This window comes from Sphingomonas sp., from assembly GCF_035944535.1.
Classification (GTDB): domain Bacteria; phylum Pseudomonadota; class Alphaproteobacteria; order Sphingomonadales; family Sphingomonadaceae; genus Sphingomonas_B.
Genome location: NZ_DASZBC010000011.1, coordinates 124,267 through 148,270, shown reverse-complemented (window position 1 = coordinate 148,270; position 24,004 = coordinate 124,267). Strand labels below are relative to the sequence as shown.

General features: G+C 65.4%; 25 protein-coding genes and 1 tRNA gene. 9 read left to right on the top strand and 17 right to left on the bottom strand.

The annotated features are described in order from the left end of the window. Positions 1 to 24 precede the first annotated feature (24 nt). From VGT77_RS12115 to dapB, 10 genes are all read right to left on the bottom strand, one after another. Positions 25 to 1,644, bottom strand: a complete 1,620-nt coding sequence (locus VGT77_RS12115; protein WP_327462897.1) for a PP2C family serine/threonine-protein phosphatase — start codon at positions 1,642 to 1,644, stop codon at positions 25 to 27. Further along, a complete protein-coding gene (locus VGT77_RS12110) occupies positions 1,641 to 1,898 on the bottom strand; it encodes a TerY-C metal binding domain-containing protein (protein ID WP_327462895.1) in 258 nt (85 codons plus the stop codon). The genes VGT77_RS12115 and VGT77_RS12110 overlap by 4 nt, the downstream gene beginning before the upstream one ends. Next, positions 1,868 to 2,404, bottom strand: coding sequence for a VWA domain-containing protein (locus VGT77_RS12105; RefSeq protein ID WP_327462893.1), 537 nt, complete (start codon positions 2,402 to 2,404; stop codon positions 1,868 to 1,870). Before VGT77_RS12105 ends, VGT77_RS12110 begins: the two co-directional genes overlap by 31 nt. Beyond that, a complete protein-coding gene (locus VGT77_RS12100) occupies positions 2,404 to 3,039 on the bottom strand; it encodes a vWA domain-containing protein (protein ID WP_327462891.1) in 636 nt (211 codons plus the stop codon). Before VGT77_RS12100 ends, VGT77_RS12105 begins: the two co-directional genes overlap by 1 nt. Positions 3,040 to 3,048: 9 nt before the next feature. Continuing rightward, positions 3,049 to 3,684, bottom strand: a complete 636-nt coding sequence (locus tag VGT77_RS12095; protein ID WP_327462889.1) for a vWA domain-containing protein — start codon at positions 3,682 to 3,684, stop codon at positions 3,049 to 3,051. An 88-nt stretch (positions 3,685 to 3,772) separates the two neighbouring features. Further along, a complete protein-coding gene (locus VGT77_RS12090) occupies positions 3,773 to 4,090 on the bottom strand; it encodes a DUF6665 family protein (RefSeq protein WP_327462887.1) in 318 nt (105 codons plus the stop codon). Positions 4,091 to 4,107: 17 nt separating this feature from the next. Then, a tRNA-Arg gene (locus VGT77_RS12085) sits at positions 4,108 to 4,184 on the bottom strand. A gap of 42 nt (positions 4,185 to 4,226) precedes the next feature. Next, positions 4,227 to 4,652, bottom strand: coding sequence for a hypothetical protein (locus VGT77_RS12080; protein WP_327462885.1), 426 nt, complete (start codon positions 4,650 to 4,652; stop codon positions 4,227 to 4,229). Positions 4,653 to 4,706: 54 nt separating this feature from the next. Beyond that, entirely contained in the window at positions 4,707 to 5,348 is a 642-nt protein-coding gene (gene nth / locus VGT77_RS12075; protein WP_327462883.1) for an endonuclease III, read from the bottom strand. After that, on the bottom strand, positions 5,345 to 6,082 hold the full coding sequence (gene dapB, locus VGT77_RS12070) for a 4-hydroxy-tetrahydrodipicolinate reductase (RefSeq protein WP_327462972.1): 738 nt from the start codon (positions 6,080 to 6,082) through the stop codon (positions 5,345 to 5,347). Before dapB ends, nth begins: the two co-directional genes overlap by 4 nt. Before the next feature lie 57 nt (positions 6,083 to 6,139). Between dapB and VGT77_RS12065 the strand changes: the two genes are divergently transcribed. The 4 genes from VGT77_RS12065 (at position 6,140) to VGT77_RS12050 (ending at position 8,336) form a co-directional block, all read left to right on the top strand. Further along, entirely contained in the window at positions 6,140 to 6,523 is a 384-nt protein-coding gene (locus VGT77_RS12065) for a cupredoxin domain-containing protein (RefSeq protein ID WP_327462881.1), read from the top strand. A 73-nt stretch (positions 6,524 to 6,596) separates the two neighbouring features. Continuing rightward, positions 6,597 to 7,094 carry a GAF domain-containing protein gene (locus VGT77_RS12060; protein WP_327462879.1) on the top strand — a complete coding sequence of 166 codons (498 nt, stop codon included), beginning with the start codon at positions 6,597 to 6,599 and terminating at the stop codon, positions 7,092 to 7,094. 60 nt (positions 7,095 to 7,154) lie between these two features. Continuing rightward, on the top strand, positions 7,155 to 7,574 hold the full coding sequence (locus VGT77_RS12055; RefSeq protein WP_327462877.1) for a hypothetical protein: 420 nt from the start codon (positions 7,155 to 7,157) through the stop codon (positions 7,572 to 7,574). Positions 7,575 to 7,625: 51 nt separating this feature from the next. After that, a complete protein-coding gene (locus VGT77_RS12050) occupies positions 7,626 to 8,336 on the top strand; it encodes an NAD-dependent deacylase (RefSeq protein WP_327462876.1) in 711 nt (236 codons plus the stop codon). Positions 8,337 to 8,431: 95 nt separating this feature from the next. On the opposite strand, the gene era is transcribed toward VGT77_RS12050, so the two are convergent. Both era and rnc read right to left on the bottom strand, forming a co-directional pair. Further along, positions 8,432 to 9,340: a GTPase Era gene (gene era, locus VGT77_RS12045; protein ID WP_327462970.1), complete on the bottom strand. Its 909-nt coding sequence runs from the start codon at positions 9,338 to 9,340 to the stop codon at positions 8,432 to 8,434. Between the two features lie 100 nt (positions 9,341 to 9,440). Next, complete coding sequence (gene rnc, locus VGT77_RS12040; protein ID WP_414713395.1) at positions 9,441 to 10,106, bottom strand: ribonuclease III; 666 nt, start codon at positions 10,104 to 10,106, stop codon at positions 9,441 to 9,443. A gap of 66 nt (positions 10,107 to 10,172) precedes the next feature. On the opposite strand from rnc, the gene VGT77_RS12035 reads away from it, so the two are divergent. Further along, positions 10,173 to 11,354, top strand: a complete 1,182-nt coding sequence (locus VGT77_RS12035) for an acyl-CoA dehydrogenase family protein (protein WP_327462872.1) — start codon at positions 10,173 to 10,175, stop codon at positions 11,352 to 11,354. A gap of 6 nt (positions 11,355 to 11,360) precedes the next feature. After that, positions 11,361 to 12,131, top strand: a complete 771-nt coding sequence (gene xth / locus VGT77_RS12030; RefSeq protein ID WP_327462870.1) for an exodeoxyribonuclease III — start codon at positions 11,361 to 11,363, stop codon at positions 12,129 to 12,131. A 63-nt stretch (positions 12,132 to 12,194) separates the two neighbouring features. On the opposite strand, the gene VGT77_RS12025 is transcribed toward xth, so the two are convergent. The 4 genes from VGT77_RS12025 to VGT77_RS12010 all read right to left on the bottom strand — a co-directional run bounded on the left by VGT77_RS12025 (position 12,195) and on the right by VGT77_RS12010 (position 16,856). Continuing rightward, positions 12,195 to 13,253 carry a PepSY-associated TM helix domain-containing protein gene (locus VGT77_RS12025; RefSeq protein WP_327462868.1) on the bottom strand — a complete coding sequence of 353 codons (1,059 nt, stop codon included), beginning with the start codon at positions 13,251 to 13,253 and terminating at the stop codon, positions 12,195 to 12,197. Further along, entirely contained in the window at positions 13,250 to 13,924 is a 675-nt protein-coding gene (locus tag VGT77_RS12020) for a Fe2+-dependent dioxygenase (RefSeq protein WP_327462866.1), read from the bottom strand. Before VGT77_RS12020 ends, VGT77_RS12025 begins: the two co-directional genes overlap by 4 nt. Before the next feature lie 2 nt (positions 13,925 to 13,926). Beyond that, positions 13,927 to 14,622, bottom strand: coding sequence for an energy transducer TonB (locus VGT77_RS12015; protein WP_327462864.1), 696 nt, complete (start codon positions 14,620 to 14,622; stop codon positions 13,927 to 13,929). A gap of 62 nt (positions 14,623 to 14,684) precedes the next feature. Beyond that, positions 14,685 to 16,856, bottom strand: coding sequence for a TonB-dependent siderophore receptor (locus tag VGT77_RS12010; protein WP_327462862.1), 2,172 nt, complete (start codon positions 16,854 to 16,856; stop codon positions 14,685 to 14,687). Positions 16,857 to 17,048: 192 nt separating this feature from the next. Here VGT77_RS12010 and VGT77_RS12005 point away from each other — a divergent pair, with 192 nt between their 5' ends. Continuing rightward, positions 17,049 to 18,848: a DUF885 domain-containing protein gene (locus tag VGT77_RS12005; protein ID WP_327462860.1), complete on the top strand. Its 1,800-nt coding sequence runs from the start codon at positions 17,049 to 17,051 to the stop codon at positions 18,846 to 18,848. After that, complete coding sequence (locus VGT77_RS12000) at positions 18,848 to 20,110, top strand: M20/M25/M40 family metallo-hydrolase (RefSeq protein ID WP_327462858.1); 1,263 nt, start codon at positions 18,848 to 18,850, stop codon at positions 20,108 to 20,110. The genes VGT77_RS12005 and VGT77_RS12000 overlap by 1 nt, the downstream gene beginning before the upstream one ends. 39 nt (positions 20,111 to 20,149) lie before the next feature. Here the strand turns inward: VGT77_RS12000 and rplQ are convergent, their stop codons facing one another. Further along, positions 20,150 to 20,572 (bottom strand): 50S ribosomal protein L17, encoded by a 423-nt coding sequence (gene rplQ / locus VGT77_RS11995; RefSeq protein WP_327462856.1) that lies wholly within the window; start codon positions 20,570 to 20,572, stop codon positions 20,150 to 20,152. A gap of 257 nt (positions 20,573 to 20,829) precedes the next feature. On the opposite strand from rplQ, the gene cas9 reads away from it, so the two are divergent. Next, entirely contained in the window at positions 20,830 to 23,976 is a 3,147-nt protein-coding gene (gene cas9, locus VGT77_RS11990; protein ID WP_327462854.1) for a type II CRISPR RNA-guided endonuclease Cas9, read from the top strand. Positions 23,977 to 24,004: the final 28 nt, after the last annotated feature.

Sequence of the window (24,004 nt, the reverse complement as noted above, 5' to 3'; positions counted from 1 at the left end):
TTTGCAGGCGCACCATCGCCATGATCAGCTCTCCCTCGGCAGCAGCACGGCCAGCGTGCGGTCGTCGTGATTGCCGGGCGACCAGAAATCGAGCCAGGCGAGAAACTGCTTTTCGATCTCTGCCTCGGGCGCGGAGAAATCGACCTGCTTGCACAGATCGTCATTCCACAGCGACGCCCAGGCCGCCGGATCGGCGAACACCTTATCCGTCGGCAACTTCGGATCGGTGATGCCGTCGCTCATCAAGGCGAGCGCGGTGAAGCGGTCCGCCACTGCATAGTGGACACGCTTCATCACTTCGACATTGTCCAGGAACTCGGACTTGGCGAGGAAGCGGGTCTGGCCGGCATACTCGCCGGCATCGGGAGAGGTGAGCGGCTGCACCGTCTTCGCCTCCAGATCGAGCAGGCCGGCGCCGCCGTCGCCGATAGAGAAGGAGCCGACGAACCAGCGCGTTCCGAAGCGCCTGGCGATCACAACGATGAGCGTGGTGGAGAGCTTGGACGCACTCTCATTCAACTGCTCGGCCTGAGCAATCAGTGTCTCGGCCGCATCGAACGAGGCGGCGACGAGCGTTCTGTAGAGCCGGTCTTTGATTCCCCCCGCCGCCTCCTGGTCCAGAAGCGGCTCAAAGTCCTCGCCAAGCTGCTGATCGATCAGCGCCGGCAGCTCGGCCGTGACGGTCTCGACGGCGAGCTTCGATCCACGGCGCGAATAGGCGGCGCTGCCGGCGCCGTCGGCCACGGCAGCGATATGCCAATCGCCATGCACCGCAAAGGCGAAATCATCCTCGCGGAAGCCGCCGGTCTTGGCATGCGAACGGCCGCGCTTGCTGGCGCCGATCATGCGTAGCGCCGGTCCGGTTAGGGAAGAAAACGCCTCATCCGGCTTGTGAAATCGATCGGTGGCGTCGCTCGGCAGCGAAGTCCAAAGCGACTTGGGATCAGCAACGACAATCAACGTCGCGGTGATCTCGGCCGGTCGCCCGTCGATCTTGCCCTTCAGCGAAATCTCATGATCCCCAGCCTCACCTGGAGTGCCTGAGAAGATCGAAGTGGCTTCGTCGAAGCTAAGCCCGCTACGGCCGGCGTTCACCAGACGCACGTCGCGCGCGCCCTCGACAGTCAGCCGATCGGTATAACTCTCCCCCGCCCGCGCATTCTTCAGCGCCACCGTCTTCTTGATCGTCAGCAGCGAAGCTGGAGCCGGTTGCGCGACAGGCTCAGCCGGCTCCGAGTCCTTGCGGAGCACCGGCGCCTCCGCCTGGACCTGCGGCTGCGGCTCATCGGACGCCGGCGGCGCTACCTCGGCAGCGGGCGGGGGCGGCGGCGTAAACGTGCCGTGCTGTGCCGTCAGGTCGAACGGCTTCACTTCCTGCGGACCGCTGCCGAACCTGGACATGATCACCTCGGGTTCCGCGTTCACCGGATCGGCGTTCGGGACCGGCTTCGAAGCGGCGGGCTCGCCCTCGCCACCAGGGCTTTTGGCAGCACAGGCGCGAAGCACGGCCAAGGCACGCTGATAGGCCGGGTTCATCCCGTCCTCCTGGAACAAATGCGTTTCCGGCACCGCTTCCTTCTCGATCGCGTGCAACAGCGTCTCCACCGCGCTCCGTGCGAGACGCGAAGGCTCGTAGCCGCTCATCCCCGCCCCCGATTGATCGCGGGGCCAGGCGAGTTATCGTCGACGGCGGTGTAGGTGGCGGCACGCTCGCACCAGGGACAGACGGCCTCGCCCTCTCCTTCAATGCAGTGGACGCCGCCGCAGCCGCACATCGCCATGCCGAAGCGGGCGGCGCAATGCGGACAGGTTGGCGCTCCGATCAGATCGGCGGAGGCGATCTTCGCGCCGGAGGCCGTCTCGTCGCTCAGCTCGAAATAGCTGTTCTTGACCGGCATGGTTGTGCGGAGCGTGTATTTGTTCTGATAGAACAGGCCGGCGAGACGGGCATCCTCCGTTTCCAGATTCCGATCGAGACAGCGACAAGGTTTGCGCGCGAGGCATAGGCACTTGTCCAGCGCCGGATCGCCGCCTCCGCATCGTCGGTGGGATGGCCGTCGGTCATCAAGAAGATCAGCGGCTTCCAGTCGCCCTTGCGTTCCGGCGTGGTACGCACGACCTGCCGGTCGATCTCCTTCATCAGGTGATTGAGCGCGGCCCCGAGTGCGGTGCCGCCGCCGATCGGCAGTTCGGGCGGCTGGAACATCGCAATCTCCGTCAGCGGCACCAGGGTGCGCGGCTTGCCGGCAAAGGCGATGACGGAGAGATGCGCCGTCTCAAGCGCATAGGGGTTGGTGCGCAGCGTCCGCGCAATCTCGGTCAGCCCCTGTTCGAGCTGGTAGAGACTGTCGCCGACCATCGATTCAGAGACGTCGATCAGCAGGAATACGGGAAGGCGTCGCATCAGATCACCAGCTGGATTTCGGCGGGAGGCGGCGGTAGCGGCACATCGCCCTGCACGCCCATCGAGCGACTGCCGCCGGCGATTGTGGACGTCACCCATTTGAAGAAGGAGTTGAAGGCGGCGCTGTCCATGGTGTCGAGGGATACGATGTGATCGCACAGGGGCTCGAGATCTTGCCGCCGCGCTTTCGGTCCCGCGAGGCAGCCCACGATATTGGCGAAGCCCTGCCGCCGCACGATCGGGCAATGATCCTCGAACAGCATCGTGTCGGAGGGCTTGCCGTCGGTCATGACGAACAGGAACGGCGCCCAGTCGCCCTTCCGCTCGGGCGTGGAGCGGATCAGGTCCTGCTTCAGCTGCTTGACCAGCAGCTCCAGTGCGAGCCCGAGGTGGGTGGGCCCCGACTCGGGCGTGGTGATTTCGGGCACCTGCAACTCATCAAGCGCAGTCAGGGGCACTACGATCTTCGCTTCGGCATCGAAGGTGATGATCGCGATGTGCACGGTCTCGAGCGCATGGGGATCCTGGCGCAGCGAGCTCATCATCACCTTGAGGCCAGTATTCACCGCCTCGATCGGCTCGCCGCGCATCGAACCGGAGGTGTCGAGCAGCAGATAGACGGGAAGTCTCCGCATCGCCTGCCCTCAGACCAAGCTGATCTGCGGCGGCGGCGGCGGCAACTCGCTGATGTCGCCGGCATCGGACTTGTTCAGGTCGACCTTCTTTGAAGAGGTCGAGATGCTCGCCGATACCCATTTGAAGAAAGCACCGATCGTGCTCGAGTCCGCCGTGTCGAGCGATACGACATTCTCCGTGATCTGCTTCAGTACGCCGGCGTCGCCCCCCGGACCTGCCGCGCAGGCAATCACCATGCCGACCTTGGCCTGCTTGAACTCGGCCAGGCCCTTCTGCCAATCGTCAGTCGGCGCGCCGTCGGACATGAGGAAGACGAGCGGCTTCCAGTCACCCTTGGCGTCGGAGGTAGTCTTTTGTACCTCCCGCTCGATGCACTCCTTGGTGAGCTTGAGCGCGGCGCCCAGCGACGTCGTCGAGCCTGCATCGATCTGCGGCGGCTGAAAAGCGACCAGCTCGGTCAGGGGCACCACCTGCCGCGCTTCGCTGTCGAAGGTGATGACGCTCAGATACGCCGTCTCTAGCGCATAGGGGTCGGTGCGCAGCGTGCTGGCCAGGATCTGCATGCCGTTGCGAACCGCCTCGATCGGCTCGCCATGCATCGAGCCGGATACGTCCAGCACCAAGTAAACCGGCAAGCGGCGCATCCGAATCCCCCCTGAAATCACGCGTTTGCAGCAGCCTGTGCGGGGGTGGCCGAAGCGTCAAAAGGAGTTCGATCCGAAACGGACCGAACTACCGCCGCACTGCTCCCATGCGGGCGAGAACAGGGGCAGGCACCTGGTACTCCTCGAAAGCGGCGCGATGGTCTCTCATGCCGCAGAGCTCGCGCTGAATCATAAAGGCGTGCGCCGCCTGGGCCGCCGCGAAAAGCAGCTCTTCCGCTTCGTCGTGACCCGCCTCGTGCCATTTGGCGACGGCTGCTGCCATTCTCCGTCCGGCCAGGCCCAGCGACGACGCCTTTTCCGCCGCGAGTTCCTTCTCGAACCCGGACAGCCGGTCGCTCGACATCTGTCCGGCAAGACGGGAGGAGAGGTGAGGAAGCATGGCCATGATCTCAAGGATCAGAATGGCGCACCCGACACGATTCGAACGTGTGGCCTTTGCCTTCGGAGGGCAACGCTCTATCCAGCTGAGCTACGGGTGCGTGGCGCCCGCTTAGCAGGCCGGGCCGCCCTGTCCAACCCCTCTAGCGGCGCGCCGGGTCGATCGGCTGGAACGGCGCAAGGCCGCAGCTTGCGCCGCGCATCACGCCCGGTCCCTGCAGCACCGTGATGATGTCCTGGGCGCAAAGCTGGCTGAGCGACGTCGCATAGGTGAAGCGCTGTTCGAAGCCGAGCTGCGGGCAGGGCTGGTTCAGCACGACGCGATAGGTCTGGCGGCCAGGCCCGGAGAAGTCGATCACCCGATCGCTCAGCACTCGGCTGTTGCGGATGTTGTTGAGCGGCACGCAGGTCCGCGCCGGGCCGGCCAGGCGGGCGCCGTCGCCGAAGCTTTGTCCGTCGGGAGACAGCACGCCGGCAGCCTCGTTGCGTTCGGTCCGCGCCTGCTGCTCCGGCGTCGCCATGCAGGCGGACAGGGCGGCGGCAGGGCCGAGGATCAGGATTGCACGCATCTTCATCTCCTCTTTCAAGCGGCAACGACTCCGGCGAGCTTCAGTGCCGCCCTTCTAACATGGAGCAGGCGTTTTCGGCTCATAGGCGCACAGGTCACGGACGATGCAGCGCCAACATTCCGGCCGCCGTGCCTTGCAGACGTAGCGGCCATGCAAAATCAGCCAGTGATGCGCGCCGAGCCGGAATGGCTGCGGAACCTGCGCGTCGAGCTGCAGCTCGACAGCCAGCGGCGTCTTGCCCGGAGCCAGGCCAGTGCGGTTCGACACACGGAAGATGTGGGTGTCGACCGCGAACGTCTCGGCGCCAAAGGCGCAGTTCATCACCACATTGGCGGTCTTGCGGCCGACGCCGGGCAGCTTTTCCAGCGCGTCGCGATCGGCCGGCACTTGGCTGCCTTGATCGTCGATCAGCGCCTGGCTGAGCGCAATCACGTTCTTCGCCTTGGTGTTGAACAGCCCGATGGTCTTGATGTGCTCGCGCACCTGTTCTTCGCCGAGCGCGACCATCTGTTCGGGCGTGCTCGCGACGGCAAATAGCCGCCGCGTCGCCTTGTTGACGCCAGCATCGGTCGCCTGCGCCGACAGCACGACGGCAACGAGCAGCGTGTAGGGATTGACGAACTCCAGCTCGGTCTCGGGCGACGGATTATCCTCCGCCAGTCGGCGGAAGAACTCGAACAATTCGTCTTCGGTCACAGGCCGAGCACGTCGGCCATCGAATAGCGGCCCGCAGGCTTGCCGGCGAGCCATTGCGCGGCCCGGATCGCGCCGCGGGCGAAGATCGCGCGGGTTTCGGCGCGGTGGCCGAGTTCGATCCGCTCGCCTTCCCCGGCGAGCACGACCAGGTGATCGCCCGCGACCGAGCCGCCGCGGAGGCTGGCAAAGCCGATCGCGCCTTCCTCACGCCGGCCGTTGCGGTCGAGGTTGGGTGCGCAGAGCGACACACCCCTGCCCTTCGCCGCCGCCTCTCCCAACAGCAACGCGGTGCCGCTCGGCGCATCCACCTTGTGCCGGTGGTGCATTTCCAGCACCTCGATGTCCCAATCGGGGCCCAGCCGCGCCGCGGCCTGCTCCACTAGGGCGGCGAGCAGGTTTACCCCCAGCGACATATTCGCCGCCTGCAGCACGGCGACGTCGTTCGCGGCGACCTCGATCAGGCGGTGATGTTCGGACGTCAGCCCCGTGGTGCCGATCACGATCGCGCCGCCATCCACCCGCGCAATGTCGAGGTGCGCGGCAAGTGCATCCGGCACTGAAAAGTCGATCAGCACATCTGTGCCGACGGCCAGCTCCGCCGCGTCGGCAAAGGGCCCGAACACTGCGCCGTCGCGGTCGACGCCGCCGCCCAGCTCCGCGCCGATCGCCGGTGCCGCTTCCGCGATCGCCCGCCCCATGCGGCCCGCCGCGCCTAAAATCCCGATCCTCATCATTTCACGTTCGGCCATTTTGCGGAGCCGAACAAGGCGCAGAAGCGTTCATCTGCATCGATGGGGATGCTTCACCTTGCCTTGATCGCCGCGGCGGCTGCCGCTCCGCCTGATTGGGGCACAGCGCGCGAAGTGGAAGTGCGGCTGAGCAGCTTCGCCTTCACCCCTCCCCGCATCGAGCTCAATCGTGGCGAGGCGGTGCGGTTGGAACTGGTCAACGACCTGCACGCCACCCGCAGCTTCCACGCGCCTCGCTTCTTCGCGGTGGCCGATATGCCGTCCGCAGATCGCAGCAAGGTGCGCGACGGCAGCGTGCGACTGCGGCCGGGCCAGCGCACCACAGTGCGGCTCGTCGCACCGCCGTCGCCCGGCACCTACCGGCTCAGGAGCGGCCGGATACTGCAGGCGGCGCTGGGCATGACAGGCGCGATCGTCGTGCGCTGACCTGAACGGGCTTGCCGACTGGACCGCATTCGGAGAGTAATCGCCTCGCCACCAATCACTCCCGGGTGCTCTCTTGAAGGACGAACTCGCTGCCCGCATCATCCATCACGGCAACGATCCGGACCTGCACCAGCTGCTCCAGGAGCTCTGCGACCTGACCGGCATGGGCTTCGCGGCGATCGCCTGTGTGACCGAGGATCGCTGGGTCGCCTGCCAGGTGCTCGACCGGATCGACTTCGGCATGACGCCGGGCGGCGAACTCGATGTCTCCACCACCATCTGCGACGACATCCGCAAGACCAGGCGCACGATCGTCATCGACCATGTGCGCGAGGACCGGGACTGGTGCACCCACCCGACGCCGGTCCTTTACGGCTTTCAAAGCTATGTCTCGCTCCCGCTGACGCTGGCGGACGGCAGCTTCTACGGCACGCTGTGCGCGATCGACCCGCAGCCCCGCCTGCTGCGCCGCCCCGGCATGACCGAGGAACTCGAACGCCTCGCCCGCCGCGCCGAGGAGATATTGAGCGCGCGCACCGGGGTGAACCAATGCGCGGCCAATGACGCTTGAGCGGACAATGTCTGGAATCGACCCATTGCTGAGATTCGGCTCCTGCTTGAGGGTGAGCGCATGATGGGGATCATCTTGCTTACATTAGGTGCTCTCAACGGGGCGCTCGCGATGATAGTCGGAACGTGCACGCAAGGTAGCGCTGGCGCTCTCTACGGAGGATGGCTGACGCTTTTCCTATACGTGTCCGGCGTGGCGGTCCTAAACGCTGCCCCGCCTTCGCGCGCGGCGTTCGTGGCTCTGATGCCCGCTGCAGCTATCGCCCACTGGCATAGCTGGTTCGCTGTGACGTTCGCTTATGGCTTCTGGTTCCGAGGCATGTCCGCCTGCTTTGCTCTGCAAGGCGGGTTCGAAGCGAAGAACGCGGGTGATTGGATGGATGGAGGAGAACCGATCCTTGTTGTTCTCTGGTGTGCACTCGTTGTGATCTTTTGGGGCGGGACCATCGCCGCCTTCCGCAATGCGGACGAGTCTGCTTGACGTCCACAAACCATCCGTAGCGGCCATCCCTATTTCGGCTAAGATCCGGCGATGAGCGACATCCGGAACATCGTGATCCTTACCGGTGCCGGCGTGTCGGCCGAGAGTGGCCTGGCGACGTTCCGCGGCCCCGACGGGCTGTGGGAGGGTCACCGGGTTGAGGATGTCTGCACGCCCGAGGCGCTGGCCCGCAATCCGGACCTGGTTCACGCCTTCTACGATGCGCGCCGGGCGAAGCTAGGCGAAGTTCAGCCCAACGCGGCGCACCATGCCCTGGCGCGGCTCGACGCCGAATGGCCCGGGGAGTTGCTGATCGTCACCCAGAATGTCGACGACCTTCACGAGCGTGCCGGCGCCACGCGGCTGCTGCACATGCATGGCGAGTTGAAGTCGGCCTTGTGTGCGGCCTGCGGGACGCGGCGGCGCTGGGAAGCGCCGATGGGCGATCGCCCGCCCTGCCCCGCCTGCGGCAAGCCGAGGCTACGGCCGGACATCGTCTTCTTCGGCGAAATGCCGTACCAGATGGAGCGGATCGACGCGGCGCTTGGCCGGTGCGACCTGTTCGTTTCGATCGGGACGTCGGGCGCGGTATATCCGGCCGCCGGTTTCGTCCGCACTGCACGCCATTACGGCGCTTGGGCGCTGGAGATGAATCTGGAGCCCTCGGCTGGCAGTATCTATTTCTCGGAGAGCAGGATGGGTCCGGCGTCCGAGTTGGTGCCGGCCTGGGTGAAGGAAGTGCTGGGGGACCGCCTAGCCTGAATTCGTCATTGCGAGCGGAGCGAAGCAATCCAGATGCTGGCGCCGCTGGATTGCTTCGTCGCTGCGCTCCTCGCAATGACGAGTGAGGGCTGCTTCTACTCTACCCAGTCCAGCCCGAGATCGCGGTAGACGCCGCGATCCTCGTCCCAGTCGGGCTTCACCTTGACGTGCAGATAGAGGTGGACGCGTTTACCGAGCTGTTCCGCCAATTCCTTGCGCGCACGCTCGCCGATCGCCCTGATCTGGGCGCCGCCCTTGCCGAGCACGATGGCGCGCTGGGTCGGCCGGGCGACGAGTATCTGCTGGTGGATTTCGACCGAGCCGTCCTCGCGCTCCTTATACGCTTCGGTCTCGACAGCGCTGGCGTAAGGCAGTTCGGAGTGGAGCTGCAGATAGAGCTGTTCGCGCGTCACTTCGGCCGCAAGCATGCGGTCGGTGATGTCGCTGACCTGGTCCTCCGGGAAGTGCCAAGGCCCCTCCGGCACCCGTTCGGCCAGCGCGCACTTCAGGTCGTAGAGGCCGTCGCCGGTCGCCGCGCTCACCATGAACACCTGCTCGAAGGCGAGCGCGTCGGTGAGCCGCTGGGCGTGGACGAGGAGCTTGTCCTTCGCCGCCACATCGACCTTGTTGAGCACCAGGATCTTGGGCTCGGGCCGGTTCTTCAGGCCCTCGACAATGCTCATCACCTTGGGGCCGAGCCCGGCTTTGGCATCAACGATCAGCGCGATCAGGTCGGCGTCCGCCGCACCGCCCCAGGCCGCCTGCACCATCGCCCGGTCGAGGCGGCGCCGCGGCTCGAAAATGCCGGGCGTGTCGACCAGCATGATCTGCGCCTTGCCTTCGATTGCGACGCCCATCAGCCGCGTGCGCGTCGTCTGCGCCTTGGGGCTGACGATCGCGACCTTCTGCCCAACCAGCGCGTTGACCAGCGTCGACTTGCCGGCGTTCGGTGCGCCAACGATTGCGACCAGGCCGCAGCGATGATTAGTCCCAGACTCCACCACTAAACTCCGTTCGCTCCGGGCGAAGCCGAGAAGCGCCCGTTCCGAGCGGATGGACACCCGTTTCTCGACTTCGCTCCAAACGAACGGGATTGGGGATTGGTCACTTGCCTAGTTGCTCCAATAACGCCCTGGCCGCCGCGGTTTCCGCCTCCTGCTTGGACGTGCCTTCCGCGCTGGCCTCGCCGGCATTGCGGATTGAAACGGTTACCGTGAAGCGCGGGCTGTGCTGTGGGCCGGAGCGGTCGGTGACCTGATAGACGGGCGGCTTGCGGCGATGAGCGGCGGCCCACTCCTGCAGCGCTGACTTGGGGTGCTGGGGCGCGCGCTGCTGATGGTCGAGCCGGTCCTCCCAGCGGCGGCGAACGAACGCCTGGGCGGCATCGAAGCCGTGTTCCAGATACATGGCGCCGATAAGCGCCTCGACCACGTCGCCCAGTACATTGTCGCTGTCGGCGGCGCCGTCGTCGCGCGCCTGCTTACCCAGGCGGAGGTGCGCGCTCAGGTCCATCTCGCGTCCAATCTCGGCGCACACGGCGCCCGAAACGAGGGCGTTCAGCCGCCAGGACAGCTTACCCTCAGGCTCGTCGGGAAAGCGTTCATACATCCAGGTTGCCATGGCCAGGCCGAGCACGCGGTCGCCTAGGAATTCGAGCCGCTCATAATCGGCCTCTTCCCGGCTGCTGTGCGTGGTCGCGCGCTCGTAAAAGCTCAGATCCTTGGGCGTGACGCCCAACGTCGCTTCGATCCAGGCGGCAAAGTCGCTCACAGGCAAGCGATTGCGGTGGCTTTACGGACGCGTCAAGCGCGACTAGCCCTGAGGCTCAGGAGAGACATGATGCTGGACACCCCTCGCCGCGGCATGGACGCCGACATCTATGACGCCTTTATCGACCAGCTGAACCGCTTCGTGCGCGACCGGCTGATCCCGGCCGAAGAGCAACTCGAGGCGCTCGGCCGAGTGCCTGACGATATCCTGGCCGAGATGCGCGACATGGGCCTGTTCGGCGTCACCATGCCCGAGGAATATGGCGGCGCCGGCATGAACATCAGCCAGTATATCGGCTTCGTGCAGGCGCTGGCCTATGCGGCACCAGCTTTCCGCTCAATCCTGTCGATCAACGTTGGGATGGTGAACTCCGCCATTTCGAACTTCGGCACGGACGAGCAGAAGGCGGAGTGGCTGCCGCGCCTGGCCGCGGGGGAGATCGCCGCCTTCGGCCTGACCGAACCGGACAGCGGCTCCGACAGCGCTGCCATGAAGACGCGGGCGGTCAGACAAGGCAACGGCTATGTGCTGAACGGCACCAAGCGCTACATCACCAATGCGCCCTTCGCCGACATGATCCTGGTGATGGCGCGCACCAATGCCGAGCCGCTGCCGAAGAACGGGCATGTCTCGGCCTTCATCGTGCCGCGGAGCGCGCGGGGCGTCAGCATCGGCAGCCCGGACGGCAAGATGGGCCAGGCCGGTTCCGCCATTGCCGACGTGATCCTCGAGGATGTGCAAGTCGGCGGCGAGGCGCTGCTGGGCGGTGCAGAAGGGATCGGCTTCCGTGCGGCAATGAACAGCCTCAACAATGGCCGGCTCTCCGTCGCAGGCGCTAGTGTCGGCTATGCCAAGCGCATTCTCGACACCGGCCTGCGCTATGCGACCGAGCGTAAAGCATTCGGCGAGCCGATCGCGAACTTCCAGCTGATCCAGGCGATGCTCGCGGACTCGAAAGCCGAGATCTACGCGGCCGAATGCATGCTGAAGGACGCCTGCGCCCGGGCCGACAGGGGCGAGAACATCATCGTTGAGGCCGCCGCCGCCAAGCTCTTCGCCAGCGAGATGTGCGGGCGTGTCGCCGACCGCGTGGTCCAAATTCATGGCGGCGCCGGCTATCTGAAGGAATATCTGGCCGAACGCTTCTATCGCGACGTGCGCATCTACCGCATCTACGAAGGCACGTCGCAAATTCTCCAGCTCGTTATCGCCAAGAACATGCTGCGGGAGTTCGCGGCGGGCGTTTAGCGCCTCATGAAGATCGCCACCTACAATGTGAACGGGGTCAATGGCCGGCTGCCGGTGCTGCTGCGCTGGCTCGAGCAGTCGCGGCCGGACATCGTCTGCCTGCAGGAGTTGAAGGCGAGCAGCGAGAAGTTTCCCGAAGCCGCCATCGCGGCCGCCGGCTACGAAGCGATCTGGCACGGGCAGAAATCGTGGAACGGCGTCGCGATCCTCAGTCGCGTCGGCACGCCGGTCGAAACGCGGCGCGGACTGCCTGGCGACCCTGACCCGTCACAGAGCCGCTATATCGAAGCGGCCGTGAATGGCCTGCTGATCGGTGGGCTCTATCTGCCCAACGGCAATCCCAAGCCCGGGCCCAAGTTCGATTACAAGCTCGCCTGGTTCGAGCGGCTGATCGAGCATGCGGCGGAATTGATCGGTTGCGGCGCGCCGGTGGTGCTCGCCGGCGATTACAACGTCATGCCAACCGATCGCGACGTGTACAAACCCGAGCGCTGGCTCGACGATGCCCTGTTCGCTCCCGAAGCACGCGACGCCTATGCGCGGCTGCTCGCCCAAGGCTGGACCGACGCGCTGCGCACAAAGCACCCGGACGAGACGATCTACACTTTCTGGGACTATTTCCGGAATGCGTTCAACCGCAACGCAGGCCTGCGCATCGACCATCTGCTGCTAAGCCCGTCGCTCGTGCCGCGTTTTAAGCGAGCCGAGGTGGACCGAGAGGTGCGCAGCTGGGAAAAGACCAGCGATCACGCGCCCGTCTGGATCGAGCTTGCCTAGTTCCCCGGCGAAGGCCGGGCCCAGCTTCACGGCACATGGAGCCCGGCCTGCGCCGGGCAACAGCTATTCCGCGGGTGCCACCCGCCGCGCCGGCTGACGGCGCCATTTGCGGCTGTTCACCCACATGGTGATGCCGGTAATCGCTAGCACGACGGGGATGATGCCGCCGAGGAAAATTACAAGCTGCCACACCGGACCCAGGCCCACGCCGTCATGCCAGCGCCGCATCGTCTGCGCGACCGTCTTGGGGCGGGGTGGCTTGCGGGTGACCGCCCCCGTCGCATCCGCGATCTCCGCCTCGCCCTTCTGCAGCCCCACTTTCCACACCGGGTTCTTGGCCGTTGGCCAGGTGATGGAAACGGGCTGGGCACCTGCCTTCATCGCGATCGCGTTCACGTCCTGAACTGGGCTGGCGAGGGGCACCGAGGGCGCGGGCCGCTGCGGCGCCTTCTCGCCGACCATGGGTCCGAAGAAGGCCGGGAAGCTGATCCAGGCGCCGGTGAAGCTCAGCATGGCAAGCGGCACGCACACCCAGAAGCCGAGCTGGTGGTGGAGATTGGTGTCGAACTTCGGGCGACGGTTCCAGCGCAGGCCGCGCGTGAAGCTGCCGGACAGCGGCCACCACAGCCACAGGCCGGTCAGCGAGGAGACGAGCATCGCGACACCGATCCAGCCGACGATCTGCCGTCCCACGCCCGGCACCATCAGGCTACCGTGCAGCACGTGAAGGAAGCGAACCGCGCCGTCGTTGAAGCCGGCTTTCTCGATCACCCGCGCATCGCCGCCGTCGAGATAGACGTTGGTCCGCTGCGGTTGGCCTTTCGGCGGGGTCGACGGCACGGCGGTGACGACGACGGCGCCGCGCTCCTCTTCCGGATAGCGCAGGCTGGCGATCCGCAGGTCGGGGCCAAGCACGGCTCGCGCGGCTTCGGCGTAGCGGGAAGGCGGCAGCGTCGCCGGGCCGCTCGTCTCGTAGCGTGCCGGGTGCAGCTTCACGTCCAGCCAGTCGTGGTACACCAAGATCGCGCCGCTGAGGCTGATCGGGATGATCAGCAGCGCCAGCAGCAGCCCGATCCATTTGTGCACGCTGAACCAAAGGCTCCGCAACTTGGTCTTGCTCAACTGTTCGCCCACCTTCTCAAGAGGTTGTGATACACGCCTGTCAGCTCGACGATGGCCGTATCGCCCTGTCCCACCCTGGCGCCCAAGACCTGAATGCTCCGGTCCATCTCGAACAGCGCGCGGCGCGCCTCGCCGTCCCGCACCATGCTTTCGACCCAGAAGAAGCTCGCGACTCGCGTGCCGCGCGTCACCGGCTCCACCCGATGACGGCTCGAAGCCGGGTACAGGACCATATGCCCCGCCGGCAGCTTCACCGCCTGAGCGCCGAACGTCCCTTCGACGATCAGATCCCCGCCGTCATAGTCCTGCGGATCGGTCAGAAACAAAGTCGCGGACAGGTCCGCCCGCAGGCGGAACTCGCCCCTGGTGCGGATCGCATTGTCGATATGCGGTCCATAGGCCTGGCCGCCTGCGTAGCGGTTGAACATCGGCGGCAGCACCTTCGCCGGCAGGGCCGCGGAGATGAACAGGGGCGATCGGCCGAGCGCCTCCAGCACGATCCGCCCCGCCTGCTGCGCCGCAGCGCTGTCGTCGGGAAGCTGCTCGTTCCGCTTGACCAAAGCTGCCTGGTGCCCTGACGTGGCATTTCCATCCTGCCATTCGGCAGCGTCGATGATCCCGCGCACTTGGGCCACCGCCTCGGCGCCGAGCACATCGGGAATGGCGAGCATGTTCAACCCTGCAGGATGAACGGAATGTCGACGGTGCCGCGCACCTCAACCGGCACACCGTCGCGCATCGTCGGCGACCAGCGCCAGCGCCGCACGGCGTCGAGCGCTGCCTTGTCGAGCCGCTCGAAGCCGCTGCTCTTGGCCACACGCACCTCGCTGACGCCGCCGTCGGGAGTCACCGATACGGCAAGCACCACCGTGCCCTGCTCGCGCTTACGGCGGCTTTCGATCGGATATTTGGGCGCGATCACCGTCACCGCCTTCGCATCCAGGTCGCTGACCCGAACCGGGCCGCTCGCCACCGGCGCGGGCGGAGGCGGCGCCGGAGCGACGGCCACTTGCACCGGTGCGGGCACCGGGGCGGCGACGATCGGCGGCGGCGCGTCGAGCCTTGGCGTTTGCGGCTGCGCCTGGGGCTGAACCTCTGGCTGTGGCTTAGGCGCCTGCGGCAGCTCAGCCTTCACCACCGGCGGCGGAGCCATTTCCAGCGAAAGCTGGATCACCTTGAGTTCGGACGGCGCCCGCCGCACGGGCAGCACGCCGGACAGATCGAGTACAGCCACCAGCATCAGGTGAAGTCCAAGGATCGCGCCCAATGCCGGCCAGCTGGTGCGGCGGCGCTCGCCATAGCGTGAAGGGATGACGACGGGAGCTATCCCGTCGACGATCCGCATCTCACTGGCATCGTAGAGCGCCATGGCCGCTTCGTAACCCAGCTGTTATTGCGAGGCAATCGCATTTGCCGCCTAGGTGTTTGCCCCTAGAAGTTGAAGCTTACCGCCGCCCTAAGGGTCGTCGGCGCGCCCGGCTGAATGTTGTTGTTGGTGTGCGCATTCACGAAATAGCGCTTGTTGAAGATGTTCTCGACATTGGCCTGCACCCGTACCTGCGGCGTGACGTCGTAATAGATGGCGCCATCGACCCGCGTGTAGCCAGGCAGCCGCACCAGATTGTCGGCGTTCGCGAAACGCGCACTCTGGTGCACCACGCCAAGCCCGAGTCCTAAATCTTCCGTCACATCATAGCGTCCGAAGATGCTGGCGATGTGGCGCGGCGTGTTCGCAATGCGGTTGCCTGCCGGCACCGTTGCGGAGGTCGCTCTGGTGAACTCCGCGTCCAGATAGGTATAGGCGCCGGTCACCTGCAGCTGCGGCGTCACCTGCCCCTGCACCGCCAGTTCGAAGCCGCGAGTCCGCTGCGCGTCTGCCAATATGCTGAGCGTGGGATTGGCGGGATCGGGGATCAGCACGTTCTTGCGCTTCAGTTCGAAGATCGCGGCGCTGAGATTCAGGTCGGGCGTAACGTCCCATTTTCCACCGAGCTCGAGATTCTCGAACTTCTCTGGGGCGAGGTTCGCGTTCGACGGGCTGAGGCTCGCCAACTGCTCACCGAACCGCGGCAGCGCCGTGCGGGAATAGCTCGCATAAATAGACGCATTCTCCGCCGGCTTGACGATCACGCCCAGCCGCGGGCTCCAGATCTCCTGATCGAAGTCATAGTCGCGCTGCGTGGCGGTGGCACGCCGATCGGTGAAGTCGAGGTCGATCTTGTCGTAGCGCAGTCCGGCGACGATCTGCAGCCAGGGCGCGATCTCGATCTGGTCCTGTAGATAGACGGCCCAGCCCTTCAGTGTGCCGACATTGTCCGCATCGCTCGCCACCGGAGAGAAGACCAGGTCGGTGCGGAAGAAGGTCGGATCGCCGATCGGCCGCGTCACCGTCCGCACCGTCGCGGCGCCGGAATCGAAATCCGTGCTCAGCCGCAGATTGTCGGTCTCCTGATGATTATACTCGAAGCCGGCCAGCAAAGTGTGCCTGACGCCGCCGGTCGCGAACTCGGCATTAAGGTCAGTCTGGCTGATCAGGTTTTCGCGCGTCGTGCGGACTTGATAGCCTTGGAAGTCGACGACCGTGCCAGCATTGGTATTCCGCACCGCACTGGTGAACACGTTGCGGTAGAACTTCACATGGTCGGCATAGCGGGTGCGGTGGCGGAGCGTCAGGTCCTCGCCGAAGCGATGCTCGGCCGCAAGCTGCACGGCATCGGTGTTCGTGAAGTTGGTGCTGTTGTCGGGATCGCCGAAGAAGGTGCGGCGCACGCCGCGGAGCGGTCCGATCGGGGCGCTTCCGGCGGCTGGAACCGGTCCGGCTGCAGGCACGCCGCGGTCGCTGGTCCGCTCATCCTCGAAATGCTCGTAGGAAAGCTGGAGGAGCGTGTCCTCGCCCAAACGGAAGGCGGCGGTGGGGTTCACGCCCCAGCGTTCGTTGAACCAGTAGCGGCGGAAGCTGTTGCTATCCTCATAGACGGCGTTCAGTCGCACGGCGGCGAAGTCGCTGAGCGGAGTGCCCATATCGACACTGCCGCGATACACGTCATAATTGCCGATCTCGAGACGGCCGCCGAGGCGCTGCTCCCAGTCCGCCTGCTTCGTCACGCGGTTGATAACGCCACCGACGCCGCCGCGGCCGAAAATCATCGCATTGGGACCGCGCAGCACTTCCAGCCGCTCGATGTTGTAGACGTCGCGATAGGTCTGGATGTCGTCACGCAGGCCATCGACAAAGAAATCGGCGGTGGAGGCATTGCCGCGAAACACGATCGTCTCGCGATTGCCCTCGCCTTGCGCGGTGGTGACCCCCGGCACATAGCGGATTGCATCGCCGATGCTGGTTGCCGCCAGGTCGCGGATCGCTTCGCTGGTGACGACGGTGACCGACTGCGGGACATCAACGACCGGCGTGTCGGTGCGGGTCGCGCTGACGATCCGGTCCGCCTTGTAGCCGCGGTCCGCCGGCCGTTCGATGCTCAGCGGATCGATGGCAGTGTCGGTAACGACCACGCCGCCCAGCTTACGCTCCGGCTGTGCATCTTGCGCCAGCGTGGGGACAGCAGCGACAAGGGACAAGGCGGTGGTCAGAAGAAAACGCGACATGAAAGCTCCCTGCTCTGCCGATCATTTCGGCTTCGGCCGCGCTATTGCTAATCATTCTCATTAGTGTCAACCCGCTTGTCGCCGGAGAGGACTGACGTCCATCCTCCCTGCAGGACGTCCGTCGACGCCGCGCTTGCATCGGGGCATGCTCCGCGTCAGGACCGAAGCAGCTCACAGCACGGGAATAAGTTGATGGATCGTCGTGCCTTTCTCCTCTCCAGCTCTGCCGCTGCCGCGACCACGCTGGCTGCCCCCGCTCTTGCTCAAACGACCGCAGGTTCCGAGGACGCCCGGTTGCGTACCTTGCTCGACCGCTTCTTCTACGATCGTTTGAACGACAGCCCCGAACAGGCGACCAGCCTGGGTCTCGACACCGGCGAGCGCGCCGGCCTGCGCTCAAAGCTAGCCGACAACTCGGCTGCCGGCCAGGCGCGGCAGCTGGCGCGCACCCGCGCGGAGAAACAGGCTCTGGCAGCGATCGACCGCGCCAAGCTCAGCCCGCCCGCCAAGATCGACTATGACGTGGTTGACTATCAGCTCGACCGCACATTGGCCGGAGAGCGCTTCCGCTATGGCGATGGCGGTTCGCCCTATATTTTGAGCCAGCAAAACGGGGCCTACCAGGACGTCCCGGACTTCTTGGACAATGCGCATCAGGTGAAGGACGCGGCCGACGCGGACGCATGGCTCGCTCGCCTGGCCGCCTTTCCAACGGCGATCGACAACGACACCACCCGTCAGCGCGAGGACGCGGCCAAGGGCGTGTTTGCGCCCGACTATATCCTCGACACGACGCTCAAGCTGCTCGGCGATGTGCGCGATGTGGAGCCCGGGCAGACCCGTATGGTGCAGTCCTACCGTGCAAAGCTGACCAAAGCGAACCTGCCCCCCGCGCGTGGTGAAGAGGCCGAGCGGATCGTGCGCGAGCGCGTCTTCCCTGCGCTCGACCGCCAGCGCGGGCTGGTGCGGGAACTCCGCGCCAAGGCGACGCACGACGCCGGCGTGTGGCGCTTGCCGGACGGCGAGGCCTATTACGCCGTTGCGGCCGAGGGCTATACGACCGTCCGCATGACGGGCGACGAGATCCACCGCATGGGCCTCGACCAGGTCGCACAGCTCGAATCGCGGATCGACGGCATCCTCAAAGCACAGGGGATGAGCCAGGGCAGCGTCGGCGACCGGCTGATCGCGCTCAACAAGCGTCCCGACCAGCTTTATCCGAACACCGATGAAGGGCGCGAGGCGCTGCTTAACCAGCTCCGCGGCCAGGTCTCGGCCATGTACAAGCGGCTCCCGGAGGTGTTCGCGACCCTGCCCAAGGCGCCGGTCGAAGTCCGCCGTGTGCCGCCGTCGATCCAGGCGGGTGCACCCGGCGGCTATTACCAGAACGCGACGCTGGATGGCTCACGCCCCGGCATTTACTTCATAAACCTGCGGGACACGTTCGACCGGCCGAAGTTCGGCCTTGCCACCCTGTCCTATCACGAGGCGGTGCCCGGCCATCACATGCAGGTGATGCTGGCGCTGGAATCGACCGAGATTCCGCTGATCCGCCGCCGCGGCTTTTTCTCGGGCTATTCGGAAGGCTGGGCGCTCTACACCGAGCAGCTCGCGGACGAGATGGGCGTGTATGAAGGCGATCCGCTTGGGCAGGTCGGCTATCTCCAGTCGCTGCTGTTCCGCGCCACGCGCCTGGTGGTGGACTCCGGCCTGCACGTGAAGCGCTGGAGCCGCGAGAAGGCGACCGACTATTTCCTCGCAACGACCGGCATCGCTCGCGGCCGCGGCCAGGGCGAGATCGACCGCTACACCGTCCGGCCCGGTCAGGCGTGCAGCTACAAGATCGGCCACACCGTCTGGGTGCGCCTGCGCGACGAGACCAAGGCGCGGCAGGGCGGCCGTTTCGACTTGAAGGCGTTCCACGATGTGCTGCGGCTGGGTGCCATGCCGCTCAGCGTCCTCGAGCGTACCGTGAAGGAGCGTTTCGTCTGATGCGGCGCCTTGCGCTTGCGTTGCTGCTCGGCGCTGCTGCACCTTCGTTGGCCGCAACTCCGGTGCCAAAGGTTATGGCGAGCCCCGCTTACAAGGCCGCGGTCGCGCATCTCGACCGCGAGCATGACCGCATTGTCGAGGAGATCGTTACGCTGACGGAGATCCCCGCTCCTCCCTTCAAGGAAGAGAAGCGCGCCAAGGCTTATGCCGAGATGCTGCGCACGGCGGGGCTGGCCGATGTCGAGCTTGACGAGGAAGGCAATGCCATAGGCCTGTGGCGCGGCACCGGCGCTCCCGGTCGGCCGCTGATCGTCATCGCGGCGCATCTCGACACCGTCTTCCCCGAAGAGACGAACGTGAAGGTGCGGCGCGAGGGCACCAGGCTCTACGCGCCCGGCATTGGCGACGACACGCGTAGTCTCGCCGTTCTCCTCGCCTATGTCCGCGCGATGAAGGCGGCGGGTGTGAAGACCGGCCGCGACATATTGTTCGTCGGCAATGTCGGCGAAGAGGGGCCGGGTGATCTGCGCGGCATCCGCTACCTGTTCACCAAGGGAAAATATAAGGACCGAGTCGCGGCCTTCTTCTCGATGGACGGCACCGATGGCGCGCGGATCGTCAATGGCGGCACCGGCTCGAAACGCTATCGCGTCACCTACAAGGGGCCGGGCGGCCATAGCTATGGCGCGTTCGGTCTGGTCAACCCGATGACGGCGATGAGCCAGACGGTTGTCGATCTATACAGGATCGCACCGCCCAAGGAGCCAAAGACCACTTATTCCGCCAGTGTCACCGGCGGTGGCACCTCGGTCAACTCGATCCCGCACGAAGTGTGGATGGAGTTCGACATGCGTTCCGAAAGCGCCGCCGAGCTCGCCAAGCTGGAGCAGCGCTTCCTCGGTATCGTGCAGGCCTCGGTGGCCGCGGAGAATGGCGCTCGCTCGACCAAGGAAGGCTTGATCAAGGCTGAGCCGAAGCTAATCGGCAACCGCCCGGCGGGCAAGACGCCGGAGAGTGCCGAACTGGTTCAGGTCGCCCGCGCCGCGGTGGCCGCGCACGGGCTGAAGCCCGAGTTCCAGACCTCGTCGACTGACGCCAACATGCCGATGAGCCTCGGCATTCCCGGCATTACGATTGGATCAGGCGGCAGCGGCGGCCGCGCCCATGCGCTCGACGAGTGGATCGATGTCGAGAAAGGCGCCAGCCACAAGGGCATGCTGCCCGGCCTCGCCATGCTGCTGGCGATGGCGGAGCTGCGCTGAATTATAGCCCCTCCCCTTCCGGGGAGGGGCTAAGTCAGGTCAGGCCGCCTCGGCGTAGTCCTCGTCGCCCTGAACCGGACCGGAGTCCTGGCCCTTGGCGGAGACGTCGCGGTCGACGAATTCAATGATCGCCATCGGCGCCGCGTCCGAAGCGCGGATGCCAGCCTTGATGATGCGGGTGTAGCCGCCGTTGCGATCGGCATAGCGGCTTGCCAGCACGTCGAAGAGCTTCTTCAGCTGCGTGTCGTCGAGCAGCCGCGCATGCGCCAGGCGACGATTGGACAGGCCACCCTTCTTCGCCAGCGTGACGAGCTTCTCCACATAGGGACGCAGCTCCTTCGCCTTAGCGACGGTGGTGGTGATCTGCTCGTGCTTGATCAGCGCGGCCGACATGTTGCGAAACAGGGCAGCGCGGTGCGAGGAAGTGCGCTGAAGCTTACGGCCGCCGACGCGGTGACGCATGGTACCAATCCTTTTCGTTCGTCAGGGTCCCGTGTCAGGTAGACCCGGCCAGGCGGCGATTAACGGGTGCCGCCCCAATCCCGCCCAGAAACGAAAAGGCAGGGCCGTAGCCCTGCCCTTATTTGGTGCAGTCAAGCTGCTTGTTAACAGCTGGCCCTGCGATTTCTGAGGCGGCTCCCATGCTCCAGAGCGGACCAGATGTCAATTGCCGAAGCTTGCGCAGCTTGTAAGCTCTTCGGGTTGGGGGAGGAATGGTCATGCGGCGGTTAGGGCTCGACATCGGCACGAACAGCATTGGCTGGTGCCTGGTCGAGGACGAAGGTGAGAGCAGCCAGATCGTCGACATCGGCGTCCGTATCTTCAGCGATGGGCGTGATCCGAAATCAGGGGCCTCGCTGGCGGTCGATCGGCGTGCGGCCCGGGCGATGCGTCGGCGGCGGGATCGCTATCTTCGCCGGCGCGCCGCCTTCCTGAAGGCGCTGAAGCAATATGGCTTACTTCCCGCCCAGGAAAACGAAGCGAAGTTGCTGGCCGACCGGGACCCCTATGAGCTTCGCGCCCGCGCGCTCAATGAGCGGCTAGACCCCTACGAAGTCGCTCGAGCCCTCTTCCACCTGAATCAGCGGCGCGGCTTCAAGTCGAATCGCAAGGCCGAGCGCAAATCGAAGGACAGTGAGGACGGCAAGATCGCCAGCGGCGCGAAGGCGCTCGATCAGGCGATGGCGGAGAGCGGCGCCGAGACGCTGGGGCAATTCCTCGCCGGCCGTGACACCAAGCGCGTGCGGATGGGCAGCGATGCGCAGGGCTATGACTTCTACCCGCAGCGCCGGCATGTCGAGTATGAGTTCGACACCATCTGGCAGCGGCAGCGGCCGCATCACCCTGCCCTGCTGACCTATGAAGCCAAGGCCGCGCTGCATCGCATCCTCTTCTTCCAGCGGCCGTTGAAGGAACAGGACGTCGGCGTGTGCACCTTCGTCCACAGCGAACGCCGGATCGCCAAGGCGCATCCGCTGTTCCAGGAGCGGCGGTTGTATGAGGAGGTCAATCAGCTCGAAATCACCACGCCAGGCGAGCCGTCCCGCAAGCTGAAGCTGGACGAGCGCGACAGGCTCATTTTGAAGCTGCGCGGCGTGAAGGCGGCGAGCTTCGACAGCCTTGGCAGGCTGTTGAAGCTGGAACCGGGACAAAGCTTCAACAAGGCCAGCGAGACCCGCACCCAGCTTGCCGGCGACGAAGTCCATGCCGTTATGGCCGACAGGAAGCGCTTCGGCGATCGCTGGGTCCATCTTTCGCGCGACGAGCAATGGACGGTGGTCGAGCGCGTGATGGAAGAAGAAGACCCGGACGCGCTTCACGCCTGGCTGGTGGGCCAATGGGGGCTGTCAAAAGAACAAGCGGACGCAGTCGGCCGCGCCAATCTTCCCGAGGGCTTTGGCCGCCTGGGGCCGACTGCCACTGCCCGCATCCTGGACGAACTGAAGAAGGACGTCTGCACCTACTCCGAAGCCGTGGAGCGCTGCGGCTGGCATCATAGCGACGACCGGACGGGCGAGATCCTTGCGCGCCTGCCCTACTACGGCGAACTGCTGACGCGGGAAATTCCGCCGGGCAGTTTCGACCCTGCCGATCCTCCGGAGAAGCGCTGGGGCAAGATCACCAACCCCACCGTCCATATCGGCCTGCGCCAGCTCGAAAAGCTGGTGAACGCGATCATCGACGTGCACGGCCGGCCCGACCAGATCGTCGTGGAACTCGCCCGCGAACTGAAGCTCAACGAAAAGGACAAGGAAGAGCATAATCGCCGAATCCGCCGCGATACGGCGGCGGCGGAATCGCGCGGCCGGAAGCTGGAAGAGGAAGGCGTCAGCAATACCGGTGCAAACCGGGCGCTGATGCGCATCTGGGAAGAGCTCAATCCCGCGAACCCGATCGATCGCCGCTGCCCCTATTGCGGCGAGCCGATCGGCATGCGGATGCTGTTCAGTGGCGAGGCCGATATCGACCACATCATCCCCTACTCGCGATCGCTCCACGATAGTGCGGGCAACAAGGTCGTGGCGCATCGCAGCTGCAACAGGGCCAAGGGCAACCGTACGCCTTACGAGAAATGGGGCCATGATCCGGAGCGCTGGGGAATTATTTCCGCCCAGGCAGCGCGGCTGCATAAGTCGAAACAGTGGCGCTTCGGTCCCGACGCCATGGCGCGGGTCGAGAAGGATGGCGGCTTCGTCGCCCGCCAGCTCACCGACACTCAATATCTGTCGCGCCTGGCCGGCTGCTATCTCGCCTCGCTCTACCCGACCAAGGAAGAAGGCAGCGTCTATGTGATTCCGGGGCGGATGACGGCGATGCTGCGCCGCCTCTGGGACCTGAACAGCCTGCTGCCCGATCACAATTACGGCGCCGTCGAGAACCGGCACAGCAATGCGCCAAAGAACCGGCTCGATCACCGTCACCACGCCATCGATGCGGCAGTGACCGCAGTCACCACCCGAAGTCTGCTGATGGAGATCGCCCGCGCTTCGGCCAGCGCCGAGGACAAGGACCTGGATCGCCTGTTCGAGGACCTGCCGCAGCCTGGGCCGAAGTTTCGCGAGCAGCTTTACGACAAGCTGCAGCGCGTCACCGTCAGTCATAAGCCGGATCATGGCCGCAAGGGCCTTCCGCCCAAGTCGCGAGACGTGACTGCGGGGAGGCTGCACAACGACACCGCCTATGGGTTGACGGGCGAGACAGCGGCCGACGGCAAGACGCCGATCGTCGTCCACCGTGTGCCGCTAGCCAGCCTGAAGCCGGCAGATATCTCCAATTCGGACCGGATCGCCGATCCGGTGCTGCGCGCGGAGCTGCACCGCGCGACCGACGGCCGCGCCGGCAAGGATTTCGAGGCGGCCCTCGCCAAGTTTGGAAAGGAGAGGAATGTGCGGCGGGTCCGCGTCCGCGAGCCCCTCAACGTCATTCCGATCCGCAACAAGCAGGGCCGTGCCTACAAGGCGTACAAAGGCGATGCCAATGCCCGCTTCGATGTCTGGCGGCTGCCGAATGGCCGTTGGGTCGCCGATATCGTCTCCATGTTCGACGCGCACCGCCGCGATGCTGCCGATCGCCGGCCCCACCCCGCCGCCAAGAAGATGCTCAGCCTGCGCCAGAACGACATGCTCGCGATCGAAAAGGACGGCGCCGAACGCCAGTTGGTGCGCGTCGTAAAGTTCTCCACGATCGGCACAATCGCTCTCGCCGCACACAACGAAGCCGGTGCGCTGAAGGCGCGTGACGCAGCGCCGAATGACCTCGATCCGTTTAAATACATCCTGTCGTCAGCCGGCGGGCTGAAGAACCTGAAGGCCCGCCAGGTGCGGATTGATCCATTAGGGAGGATTTTCGATCCCGGCCCGCGCTGACATCGGACTCCTTATGGCCTAGCCTCTG